Origin of the sequence: Kribbella steppae (assembly GCF_004342025.1) — a bacterium.
Taxonomy (GTDB): Bacteria; Actinomycetota; Actinomycetes; order Propionibacteriales; family Kribbellaceae; genus Kribbella; species Kribbella steppae.
Map to the genome: position 1 here is coordinate 93,755 of NZ_SLWN01000019.1, position 11,930 is coordinate 105,684.

At 67.8% G+C, this 11,930-nt stretch carries 11 protein-coding genes; 4 read left to right on the forward strand and 7 right to left on the reverse strand.

Annotated features, from left to right (window positions below):
- Positions 1-6: 6 nt before the first annotated feature.
- Entirely contained in the window at positions 7-681 is a 675-nt protein-coding gene (locus tag EV652_RS39025) for a hypothetical protein (protein WP_132215088.1), read from the forward strand.
- On the opposite strand, the gene EV652_RS39030 is transcribed toward EV652_RS39025, so the two are convergent.
- Both EV652_RS39030 and EV652_RS39035 read right to left on the reverse strand, forming a co-directional pair.
- The gene (locus EV652_RS39030; protein ID WP_132215090.1) at positions 678-2,777 is read right to left on the reverse strand and encodes a spermine/spermidine synthase domain-containing protein; all 2,100 of its coding nucleotides are present in this window, start codon (positions 2,775-2,777) and stop codon (positions 678-680) included. The two genes, EV652_RS39025 and EV652_RS39030, sit on opposite strands and share 4 nt — an antisense overlap.
- 146 nt (positions 2,778-2,923) lie before the next feature.
- A complete protein-coding gene (locus EV652_RS39035; protein ID WP_132215092.1) occupies positions 2,924-3,784 on the reverse strand; it encodes a S1 family peptidase in 861 nt (286 codons plus the stop codon).
- Between the two features lie 280 nt (positions 3,785-4,064).
- Between EV652_RS39035 and EV652_RS39040 the strand changes: the two genes are divergently transcribed.
- Positions 4,065-5,540, forward strand: coding sequence for an LCP family protein (locus EV652_RS39040; protein WP_132215094.1), 1,476 nt, complete (start codon positions 4,065-4,067; stop codon positions 5,538-5,540).
- 6 nt (positions 5,541-5,546) lie between these two features.
- Positions 5,547-6,554: a glycosyltransferase family 2 protein gene (locus tag EV652_RS39045; RefSeq protein WP_132215096.1), complete on the forward strand. Its 1,008-nt coding sequence runs from the start codon at positions 5,547-5,549 to the stop codon at positions 6,552-6,554.
- Here the strand turns inward: EV652_RS39045 and EV652_RS39050 are convergent.
- The 5 genes from EV652_RS39050 to EV652_RS39070 form a co-directional block, all read right to left on the reverse strand.
- Positions 6,544-7,311 carry an ABC transporter ATP-binding protein gene (locus tag EV652_RS39050; protein WP_132215098.1) on the reverse strand — a complete coding sequence of 256 codons (768 nt, stop codon included), beginning with the start codon at positions 7,309-7,311 and terminating at the stop codon, positions 6,544-6,546. The genes EV652_RS39045 and EV652_RS39050 overlap by 11 nt on opposite strands.
- Positions 7,298-8,176, reverse strand: coding sequence for an ABC transporter permease (locus EV652_RS39055; protein ID WP_242002275.1), 879 nt, complete (start codon positions 8,174-8,176; stop codon positions 7,298-7,300). Before EV652_RS39055 ends, EV652_RS39050 begins: the two co-directional genes overlap by 14 nt.
- A gap of 166 nt (positions 8,177-8,342) precedes the next feature.
- Positions 8,343-9,041, reverse strand: a complete 699-nt coding sequence (locus tag EV652_RS39060) for a tyrosine-protein phosphatase (RefSeq protein WP_242002276.1) — start codon at positions 9,039-9,041, stop codon at positions 8,343-8,345.
- Positions 9,042-9,054: 13 nt separating this feature from the next.
- Complete coding sequence (locus EV652_RS39065) at positions 9,055-10,167, reverse strand: iron-containing alcohol dehydrogenase family protein (protein ID WP_132215104.1); 1,113 nt, start codon at positions 10,165-10,167, stop codon at positions 9,055-9,057.
- Entirely contained in the window at positions 10,155-10,892 is a 738-nt protein-coding gene (locus tag EV652_RS39070) for a phosphocholine cytidylyltransferase family protein (protein WP_132215106.1), read from the reverse strand. The genes EV652_RS39065 and EV652_RS39070 overlap by 13 nt, the downstream gene beginning before the upstream one ends.
- A 67-nt stretch (positions 10,893-10,959) precedes the next feature.
- Here EV652_RS39070 and galE point away from each other — a divergent pair, with 67 nt between their 5' ends.
- Positions 10,960-11,913 carry a UDP-glucose 4-epimerase GalE gene (gene galE, locus EV652_RS39075; protein ID WP_132215108.1) on the forward strand — a complete coding sequence of 318 codons (954 nt, stop codon included), beginning with the start codon at positions 10,960-10,962 and terminating at the stop codon, positions 11,911-11,913.
- The last annotated feature ends 17 nt before the right edge of the window (positions 11,914-11,930 follow it).

Consider the following 11,930-nt stretch of genomic DNA (forward strand, 5'->3'; position numbering starts at 1 on the left):
TCAGCCATGAGCACTTATCCCGGACAGGCGTCGCCGCGGAAGAATAAGACCCTGACCTGGCTCGCGATCGCGTGCTTCGTGGTCGGGCTCGGTCTGACCGGCTTCTTCACCTACCGGATCGTCGCGACGGCGCCGCGGACGCCGGAGCCGATCGAGGCGGGTGTCGTCCACCTGGACGCGGAAGGCCTGACGGTCTACGCATCGGTGCCGGTGCTCACGCCGCCGTGCCAGGCGAAGGACTCCAGCGGTGCCGACGTTCCGCTCAAAGCGCCGACCGGCTCCGAGCAGATCACGGTCAACTCCGAGACCTGGTATGTCGTCGCCCGGTCGGTGGACCGGGTGCCGGCGGGTGACTACACCATCTCCTGCACCGACGAGGAGAGCGGAGCGACGTACGCCGCCGGCCAGCACATGTCGGTCGGCGCGTTCGTCGTCTCGATCTTCGGCGCGATCGGCTCGTTGCTGATCTTCTTCGGCCTCGGCGTCGTCTTCCTGGTCGTCGGCGCGGTCAAGAACCGCCGCCGCAACCGCCCCGGCGACACCTTCCCCGGCAGCGGGCCGGGGCAAGGTGCTCCAGGCAACTACCCGCCACCTGGAAGCACCTTCCCGACCCAGCCGCCGGGGACCACGTTCCCGCCCTACAACCCCGGGCCGAACCCGGATCGCCCGCAGGACCGCTAACTTCGGACGACCGCACGGACCTTCGGCGTCAGCAGGAAGGCTCCCGCGTAGAGCAGTGCGGCGACGATCAGCAGCCCGTCGAAGCCGATCAGCAGCGCGGCGTACTCGAGGCAGCCGCCGAGCATCGCCCCGAGCAGGTTGGCCCCGAAGGAGGCGGTCCCGTCCGCGGTGTCGGTGAACCGTTTGGCGAAGATCACGTTCGCGGCGAAGATCGGCAGGAACGCGATCAGTACGGCGACCGCCGCGCGCGGGCCGACGGGCATCGAGAGCAGCCACTCGTCGGGGAAGATCCACGACAACGCCAGCCCGCCGAACAGGACGGCGTACATCACCTTCATCGGTGGTGTCTTGAACCGTCTGGTCACTTCGACCGCGGCCAGGACGGCGATCAGGACGCCGGCGAACACGATCGCGTTCACCACCCACGTCGTACCGAACAACAGGGCGAACCCGGTGATGCTCTTCGTCTCCAGCAACATGAAGCCGGCGCCGAGCAGGAACAGGTCTGCGTACGGACGCATCCGCCGGTACGACGACCCGCCGCCGGCGATCCCGACGCCGATCAGACCGGCGACCATGATCAGGCCGAGGGTGACCAGGTAGAGCGACGGAATCCGGTCGGTGAACAGGTACAGGAACGGCCGGTTGTCGGTCGCCGGCGGCGGCGTGATCGCCGTCGCACCGGCCCACGCCTTGTCGCCACAGGTCTGGTCGGCCTCGGTCAGCCCGACCGTCACCACAGCCTGCTGCAGGTCGTCACCGACCTGGTCGACACACGGCTTGTGCCCGAACGCCGTCTCCGCGGTCGACGCGAGCCGGTCGATCAGCCAGGTCTCGCGGTAGTAGTTGTACATCGCGAACGCGCCACCGGGGTTCAGGTGCTCCTTGGCGCTCTCGAACGCTTCCTGGGTGAACAGGTAGCTCTCCAGCCGCAGCGAGCTCGCGCCGTTCACCAGCGTCAGCGAGTCCGGCAGGGCCAGCAGGATCAGGTCGTACTTCTTGTCCGTCCGGGACAGGAACGCCCGGCCGTCGTCGATGTGCGACGACACCCGCGGGTCCTGGTACGGACGGTCCGGGTGCAGTTCCTTGCCGAGGTCGCGGATCCGCGGGTCGATCTCGACCGCGTCGACGTGCTCGGCGCCCTTCTTCAGCGCGATCGCGACATCCGAACCCGAGCCGGCGCCGATGATCAGCACGTTCTTCGGGGCCTTGCCGGCGTTCGCCCGCTCGTACGGCAGCCCGTACTGCGGCTCCCACTGCAGCCGCGAGTCGGCCGGGATCGCCTGCTGGTGCGGCACGCCGTTCACCGTGATCGTCAGCAGCGGAACGCCCTGCCAGGTGTAGCTCTTGGTCTGCACCTTGTAGTACGGCGACCAGCTGTTGTTCGGCTGCCTCGACTCGTGGAACAGCACCCCGACCATCACCAGCAGCGGTGACAGGACGAGCACCGCACTCAACCCGGTGGCGACGACCCTACGGCGGGACGGCGCACCGATCCCCGTCCGCGGGATCATCAGGGCGCCGAACATCCAGGTGACGATCGCGCCCCACCAGATCGGCGGCGCGCCCAGGAACGACAGCCCGGTGAACGCCCCGATCCCGATCAGGCTGCCGATCAGGTCGTACCGGTACGCCGTCAGTCGCGGCAGCTCGGCGAAGCAGCGGCCGACCAGCTCGGCCGGGCCGGCCAGGATCACCGCGGCCGCGATGAAGATGATCGGCAGGATCACCCAGACCGGCGGGCCGGTGGTGTTCAGGCTGGTGAAGTAGATGACGCTCTCGGAGCTGCCGCGGTTGACGGTGACCGGCTTCCAGGCGACGACCAGGACGAGCAGGCCGAGCATCAACGGTGAGTAGTACGGCAGTCGTTTCGCCCGGCTGGACCGGAGGATGCCGATGCCGATGCCGAGGAACGAGCCGAGGAGCACGAAGTTCGAGAAATAGCTCAGATGGACCACGTTGGAGCCGGTCCAGCGGATCAGCGCGAGCTCGAGGAAGAGCATCAGCGCACTGGACGCGACCAACCTGGTCCGGACCCCGAACGGGCTCGGCCATCGTGCATCGCTGACTTGGTCAGTGGAGGTATCGACTGCCATGCGCCGCGACGTTACCGGATGTTGAGTGTTACACGTCACTCGAACCCCATTTTGCCGGCTAACCACTCTGATTGTGGGTTGCGTACCGTGAGTGTGGTGCACAACCCACAACCTCGGTGGTCAGCCGGCGAAATGGGGCGGGTTGGTCAGTGGCGGCGGGCCGGTTTGGGGAGTTGGCAACCGGACTTGTTCAGGTCGATCGCCCGGGTCGCGGTCAGGCACGTGTAGATCCACCAGGTCTGCTGGCCGTAGGCCGCGCCTTGCTCGACGGTGATGTTGCCGTCGGCGTCGACCTCGCACGGGTTGTTCACCGTGCAGCGCTCGCCGTCCTCGTTGCCGGTGTTGTTGACGCCGATGACCTCACCCGACGACGTGCTCACCACCGGGGATCCCGACGTACCGCCGATCGTCTCGCAACCGGGCTGCTGGTACTTGATCGAGCTCTGCCAGGTCCAGTTGCCCTCGCGCAGTTGCGGGATCGTCGCCTGCACCGAGCAGGTGTAGATGCGCTTCCAGTAGCCGGACACGACCGCCATGCCGGCGCCGTCCGCCGGGCCTTGCTTGGCCAGGGTCAGCGGGGCGACGTTGAGCCGGGACTTGATCGACGCGTACGACTCGTTCACCTCGTAGACGAGCATGTCGGTCTTGGTCATGGTGCCGAAGATGATCCGGCTGGCCCGGACCGTGCCGGCGCTGCTCGAGTCCGGCCGGAGCAGCGTGATCGAGCGGCTCGAAGCGCGGTTCACCAGGACGACGCCCGGGTTCAGGAACCCGCCTTCGTAGCAGTGCCCGTTCGTGAGCACCAGCGCGCGATCGGAGTCGACCGACTCGGCGTAGCGGACGAGGGAGGCGGAGCAGTTGCTGAGCGCCGCGATCCCGGCGAAGTCGGCACCCGGTGCCTGGACGGCCGGCTTCGGGGCGGACTCGACTGCCTGAGCCGAACTCACGCCGACCAAGGTGGTGGTAACAGCCGCGGTGGCGGCCAGAAGCGTACGGAACAGTTTCATGGGCGGTTGTCCTGTCCTCACTGATTGTGTTTGCAGCACTTCGTAACGCATTCACCGGCCGCCTACCATCACAACTTCCTGAAACCGGCGGTCCACAGGGTGTCTGCACGGGTTTTCCTGCGCTGAGTGAGAAGGCTGCTACTCTTCGTCTCCGGTTCCGCCTCCGCTCGAACCATCACACCGCTCGGCACGTCTCATCAGTGGTGGAGGGACGACAAGGTACGGTCGACTACAGCTTCGGTCCGCCGTGCTGTGTGAGATCAGAGAACGGAAGGACGTCATGCCGCAGGAGAAGCCTGACCTGCGCAGTCTCAGCGAGCCGGTCCGATTCAAGCGGGCGTTGACGCTGGTGCTGATGACCCTGGTGCTGCCGGGGTCGGCGCAGATCGTGGCCGGCAGCAAGCGGGCCGGCCGATGGGCCTGGCGAGTGATCGCCGGGCTGATCGCGATCGTCGTCTTCCTGGTCGTGCTCTCGCTGATCTGGCGGTCCGGCACGATCAACCTGATGGCCCGGCCGGGCACCCTGCGGATCGTCCAGATCCTGCTGATCGTGCTCGCGATCGGCTGGGCCGCGCTGTTCGTGGACGCGTACCGCCTCGGCCAGCCGCTGACGCTGGAGCGCAACCACCGGCTCGCCACCAGCATCCTGGACGCGGTGCTGGTGTTCGCGGTGGTCGGCGCACTGATCTACGGCAGCGTCATCGTGAACACGCAGCGGGACTTCGTCGCCAGTGTGTTCGGCAGCGGCCAGAAGTCGAAGGCCGAGAAGGGCCGCTACAACGTCCTGCTGCTCGGCGGCGACTCCGGCGCCGACCGGATCGGCACCCGGCCGGACAGCATCACGCTGGCCAGTATCGACGCCGACACCGGCCGGACCGTCCTGATCGGCCTGCCGCGGAACATGGCCAAGGTGCCGTTCGGTGTCGGTACGGCGATGGGCAAACAGTTCCCCGAGGGCTTCACGTGGAAGGACTGTGCGTCGAACTGCCTGCTCAACGGCGTCTACATGTACGCCTCCGAGCACAAGAGCCTGTTCCCCGGCGACCCGAACCCCGGCGTGACCGCGACCCGGCAGGCGGTCGAGGCGATCACCGGGCTGAAGGTGAACTACTACGTGCTGATCGACCTGGCCGGGTTCCGGGACCTGCTGAACGCGGTCGGCGGCATCACCCTGGACGTCGGCAAGCGGGTCCCGATCGGCGGCGGCACTTCGCCGATCAAGGGCTATATCGAGGCCGGCAAGAACCAGCATCTGGACGGCTACCACGCGCTCTGGTTCGCCCGGTCCCGGGAGGGATCGACCGACTACGAGCGGATGACCCGGCAGAAATGCGTGATGTCGGCGATGCTGAACCAGTTGTCACCGCAGACCGTGCTGACCAAGTTCCAGGGCATCGCCAAGGCCAGCAAACAAGTGGTCCAGACCGACATTCCGGCCGGCGAGCTGGGCACCTTCACCGATCTCGCGCTGGACGCGAAGAAGCTCCCGGTGTCAAGCTTCTCCGCGGTCCCGCCGTTGATCCGCACCGGCGATCCCGACTTCGCGCTGGTCAGGACCAAGGTCGGCGAGGCGGTCGGGAAGTCCGAAGCGCTGGACAAGGCGGCCTCAGAAGGAGACGGTAAGACCTCGAGCACTCCGCGTAGTCCTACCAGCAAGCCCACCACCAGCACCACCAAGAAGACCCCGAAACCCAGCAGCTCACCGTCCAAACCCACCAACGACGTCGACGACGTCGCTTCGATCTGTAAGGCCTGACCTGATATGCCGTTGTCCCACTGGCCGCCCGTGTCCGTCGTGATGCCCGTGCTGAACGAGGAACGCCACCTCGAGGAAGCGGTCGGCCGCGTCCTCGACCAGGACTATCCCGGTGAGCTGGAGGTCGTGCTCGCCATCGGCCCCAGCAAGGACCGGACCCAGGAGATCGCGGAGAAGCTCGCCGATCGCGACCCGCGTATCGCGATCGTGCCGAACCCGACCGGCAAGACACCGGCCGCGCTGAACGTCGGCATCGCGCACGCCAAGCACGACATCCTGGTCCGCGTCGACGGCCACGGTGCGCTCACCGACGGCTACATCACCCGCGCGGTCGAGGTCCTCGACGAGAGCGGTGCGGACAACGTCGGCGGCGTGATGGCGGCCGAGGGCCGGACGCCGACCGAGATGGCGGTCGCCTGCGCGTACCGGTCCCGGCTGGGGCTCGGCGCGTCCACGTTCCACCAGGGCGGTCAGGCGGGTCCGGCCGACACGGTCTACCTCGGCGTGTTCCGGCGGGCCGCGCTGGAGCGGGTCGGCGGGTTCGACGAGACCATGCACCGGGCCCAGGACTGGGAGCTGAACTACCGGATCCGCAAGACCGGCGGCCTGATCTGGTTCAGCCCGGACCTGTCCGTCACCTACCGGCCGCGGTCGTCGCTGGCGGCGGTGGCGAAGCAGTTCTTCCACACCGGTCAGTGGCGCCGTGAGGTGATCCGCCGGCACCCGGAGACCGCGAACAAGCGCTACCTCGCGCCTCCGGTCGCGGTCATCGCGCTGGCGGTCGGGACCATCCTCGGCATCATCGGCCTGGCCACTGGGAACAGCTGGCTCGACCTCGGCTTCCTGGCCCCACTGGGCTACGCGTTGCTGCTGCTGGCCGGCTCGGCCTTCGAGGGCCGCTACCTGCCCTGGAAGGCCCTGTTCTGGATGCCGCTGGTGTGCGCCACCATGCACGTCTCGTGGGGTCTGGGCTTCCTGGTCGGTCTGCGGGAGAAGTCCACCCCTAGTGCGTAGCTGACCTGGCGTAGGCGGCCACGACCTCGTCGGCGGGGCCGTCGAGGCGGAGCGTGCCCTTGTCCAGCCAGATTGCCCGGTTGCAGGTGTCCAGGACGACGTCGAGGCTGTGGCTGACCAGGAAGACCGTGCCGGCCTGATCGCGCAGGTCGCGGATCTTGCGTTCGGACCGGACCCGGAACTCGGCGTCCCCGGTCGAGAGTGCCTCGTCGACGAGCAGGATGTCGTGGGTCTTCGCCGACGCGATCGCGAACTTCAGCCGGGCCGCCATTCCGGACGAGTACGTCGACATCGGCAGGTCGATGAACTCGCCGATCCCGGAGAACTCGACGATCTCGTCGTACCGCCGCTCGATCTCGGCCGCCGACATCCCCATCGCGAGACAGCCGAGGACGACGTTGCGGTCGCCGGTGAGGTCGTTCATCATCGCCGCGTTGACGCCGAGCAGCGACGGCCGGCCGCCGGTGTAGATGGCGCCGGACTCGGGTGGCAGCAGGCCGGCGATCGCGCGCAGCAGGGTCGACTTGCCGGAGCCGTTGCGGCCGATCACGCCGATCGCGTCGCCCTTGTAGGCGGTGAAGTTGACGTCCTTGACCGCGTGCACCTCGCGGATCGTCGGCCGGTCCTGACGCTTGAGGATGCGCCGGAACGCGGTGGCCGCCGTACCCTTGCCGCCCTGTCCGGCGATCACCTTGTAGACGATGTTCACCCGGTCGGCGATGACCGTTGGTTCAGCCCCGGAATCAGCCACGGCCATAACGGTCCTCCGCGCGCCAGAAGTAGACGAGTCCGCCGACGAGGACGACGACCGACCAGCCGATCGCGATCGGCCAGGCGTACGGCAGTTGGTTCACCTCGTGCTCGTCGAGGAGCGAACGCCGGACGATGTCGATGTACGCCGAGATCGGGTTGAACGCGAGGACGACGATCACCCACTCCGGCGCGTTCGCCTGGGCCAGCTTGGCCGGCAGCGAGAAGAAGATCCCGGACGCGTACAGCCAGGTACGGGTGATGAACGGCAGGAGTTGACTGATGTCGGAGATGAACGTGCCGATCCGCGCGAAGATCAGCGTCATCCCGATGTTGAACATGGTCTGCAGCAGCAACGCGGGGACGACGAGCAGCCAGCGCCAGGTGAACCCGTCGGTCGCGCCGACGATCACCAGCAGGAGGCCCATCGAGACGAGCATCTGGTTCAACTCGTTGAGCACGTAGGCCAGCGGGAGTGTCGCCCGCGGGAAGTGCAGGGTGCGGATCAGCGACAGGTTGAGGGCGAGGGATCGCGAGCCCTCGGTCATGCAACGCTGCGTGTAGGTGAAAACGAAGATCCCGCTGAGCAGGAACGCAACGTAGTTGTCGATCCCGTTCTTGGTGCCGAGCAGGACCCCGAACGCCAGGTAGTAGACGCTCGCGTTGAGCAGCGGGGTCAGCACCTGCCACAGCGAGCCGAGGCGGGCACCGGCGTACATGGCGTAGGTGCGCGCCCGTCCATAGCTGACGACGAACTTGCGGCGGCTCCAGAGCTCCCGCAGGTAGGCGCCGAGCGGCGGGCGGAGTGAGCTCTTGGTCAGCCCGTATCGTTCGGCCAGTGCCGCCGGGTCTGTCGCTCCGGTCGCCGTCACGGGGCCTCCCGGCATGGACTGAGGAGCGAAGGGAGCGAAGCGACCGCAGCGACGAGGGAAGGCCGGGTGCTTGGGCCCCGTGACCGCCGCGCCGGAGGTGCGGCATGCAGCACAGCGGCGGTCGGCATGTGCGCCAATGTACTGCGCTGGGTGATGCCGCTACGACTCAGGTCAGGCGCTTACGCAATCGATCGAGGTCGTCGGTGGTGAGGCCACCGTGGCGCAGGTAGGCCTCCGGGCCGCCGTACGTGTCGTCGAGGTGGCGCAGGATCGCGATCATCGACTCGGCCCGGGTGTCGCGGAACTCGATCATCTCCGGGTGCAGCGACGTGTCCGGCTCGTCGGCGAGTTGCTCCTCCAGCCAGGGGGCAAGCCGTTCCTGGGTGAGGAAGTAGTCGGCGACGATCTCTTCCTCGGGTACGCCGGCGATGCTGAGCGCCAGCGCGACGATCATGCCGGTGCGGTCCTTGCCGCCGTGGCAGTGCACCACCACCGCACCGTCGGGTGCGTCCGCGATCGCCTTCAGCGCGGCCGCGAACAGCTCCGGCCGGCGATCGAGCATCCACGTGCACGCGGCCACGATGGTCGCCTGCCCGTGCTCCGGATCCGCCGGATCCTGCAGCGCCTGCCGAACCCCCAACGGGTCGTCGGTGAACGGCGTCGGCGCCTTGGCCACCTCGCCGTCGCCCCGCAGATCCAGGATCCGCCCGACGCCGGCCCGCCGTACCGCCTCCACTCCCTCAGGCGTCAGGAAGTGCAGGCTCTCGGACCGAATCAGCACCCCCTCCCGAACCCGGCCACCGTCAGCAGTCGGCAATCCACCGACATCCCTTACGTTCCGGCACCCCGGCCACTCGAGATCCACACCACTTATCCAATCAGACGGAGGAGTCGAGGTTCCGGCCCTCGGGGGTGACTGGGGACTGGGTGCGGGCGTAGGCGTGGTCGTTGAAGTCGGCGACTTTGGCGGTGATGCGTTCGGGGGTGAGGGCGGCTTCCTCCAGGACGGTGAAGCGGCCCGGGCGGGTCTGTGGGGCGAAGCCGACGATGTCGGCGAACTCGTCCAGGCTGAACCCGAGCTGCAGCGGCGTCACCGGCAGGCCGTGGCGATACAGGCAGTCGACGGTGGCGTGGAAGCGGTCGAGGTCACCGCGCAGGAACCAGGCGAACGCCGCGCCCAGCCCCACCTGCTCACCGTGGAATCCGCGCCGCTCCGGGTACAGCAGGTCGATCGCGTGCGAGATCTCGTGACACGCCCCGGACGACGGTCGCGACGTACCGGCGACCAGCATCGCCACCCCGGACAGCACCAGGCTTTCGGCGAGCGTGGTCAGGAACCCGTCGTCGGCGAGTGTGCCGGGATGGTTCATCACTGCCTGCGCCGCGGTCCGCGACAAGGACATCGCCAGCCCGTCGATCGTCTCACCGCGCAGGCTGTGCGCGGCCTCCCAGTCGGCAGTCGCGGACAGGTTCGAGACGATGTCGCCGATCCCGCTGCGGACCGATCCGGCCGGTGCCTGGCCGATCAGGTCCAGGTCGACCAGGACCGCGATCGGTGCCGGCACGCTGTACGAGCCGCGGCCGGCGTCGTTGTCCAGCGTGCTGATCGGCGAGGCGATCCCGTCGTGCGCGAGATTGGTGGCGACTGCGACCATCGGCAGCCCGATCCGGGCGGCGGCGTACTTGGTCACGTCCAGGACGGTTCCGCCGCCGATCCCGACGATCGCGTCGTACTGCTGCGGCCGGATCTTCTCCATCAGCTTGATCGCGGCGTTGATCGTGCAGCCGCCCACGGTGAACCAGTCCGCGCCGGCCAGGCCGTCCTGGAAGGTCTCCCGGATCACCGGCCCGTGGGTGGCGCCGACCGCGATCGCGACCCGTCCGGACGGCGAGATCCGCTGGTCCGCAAGGATCTTCGCCAACTCGCCCAGGGCCCCACGCCGTACGTCGACCACCAACGGCGCGGGGATCATCCGGGCTAGGACGGGCATACGATCTCCCTGGCCCGGTCCAGATCGTCGTGGTTGTCGATCTCGACCCAGTCGACGGTGCCGATCGGTGCGACGTCGATCCGGAAACCCTTGTCCACGAGGACCTGGTACCCATCCTCGTAGTACAGGTGCGGATCGCGTTCCCAGGTCACGCGAAGTGCGTCGGTGAGGTCGGCCGCGGCGGTGGGCTCGATCAGGGTGACGCCGATGTACTCGCCGGTGGCGGAGGCCGGGTCCATCAGCTTGGTGATCCGCTCGATACCGGCGGACTCGGACCAGATCACCTTCATCTCCTCGTCGGCCAGCTTCTTCACGGTGTCCAGCGCGAGGACGATCTGCCGGCCGTCACCCCGCGCGTCGAGCAGCGTGTGCTGGACCGAGGCCGGATGCACGGTGTCACCGTTGGCGAGCATCACGCCGTTCGTCAGCAGGTCGCGCGCACACCACAGCGAGTAGGCGTTGTTCCAGGTCTCGGCCTTGTCGTTGTGGACGAGTTCGAGGTGTACGCCGTACCGCTCCTCGAAGCCCTTGACCCGGGATGCGACCGTCTCGGCGGCGTACCCGACGACGATGGCGACCTCGGTGATGCCGACCTCCGCGTAATTGGCCAGGGTGAGGTCGAGAACGGTGGTTTCGGCGTCGATCGGGACCAGTGCCTTGGGCAACGTGTCCGTGTACGGGCGGAGGCGGCGGCCGGCTCCGGCGGCGAGCACAAGTCCGATCATTGCCTGATGGTACGGGTTCGGCCCGTCCGCGCGCCCTTGGTTGCGGTGTGGTGGCAGGATCGAAGACATGACGTGGCTCGTGACTGGTGGTGCCGGATACATCGGGGCGCATGTGGTGCGCGCCTTCCTCGCGGACGGTATCGACGTGGTGGTGATCGACGACCTCTCCAGCGGGAAGGCCGAATTCGTCCCGGACGGCGTCCCGTTCGTGCAGTCGAACCTGCTCGACGGTACGGCGGTCCGCGACGCGCTCGACGGGGTCAGCGGGGTCGTCCACCTGGCCGGGTTCAAGTACGCAGGAGTGTCGGTGGACCGGCCGTTGCACACCTACACGCAGAACGTGACCGCCATGGTGTCACTGCTGGAAGCGATGGCGGACAAGGAGATCCGCAACATCGTCTTCTCGTCCAGCGCCGGCGTCTACGGGACGCCCAAGGACGAGGTGGTCACCGAGCAGACGCCGCCGGACCCGCAGAGCCCGTACGGCGAGTCGAAGCTGATCGGGGAGTGGTTGCTCCGGGACCAGTCACGCGCGGTCGACCTGAACCACACCTCCCTGCGGTACTTCAACGTGGTCGGCTCCGGCGATCCGTCGGTGTACGACGCCAGCCCGTACAACCTGTTCCCGATCGTGTGCGACCTGTTGACGCAGGGAAAGGTCCCGCAGATCTACGGCACCGATCACCCGACCCCGGACGGCACGTCGGTCAAGGATTACGTCCACGTCGCCGACCTGGCCCGTGCACACGTCGCCGCGGCCCGGGCGCTCGAGGCCGGGAAGACGCTGGAACCCGTCTACAACCTCGGCAGCGGCACGGGTACGTCGGTCCGCGAGATCATGGACGCCGCCCGCCGGGTGACCGGCATCGACTTCACCCCGGGTGAAGGACCCCGCCGTCCTGGCGACCCCTCCCGGGTCGTGGCCACCGGCGAACTGGCAACCCGCGACCTGGACTGGAAGAACAGCTACACGGTCGACGATATGTTCGCCACCGCGTGGGAGGCCTGGCCGAAGGGCTGACCCGGCCTACCATCTGG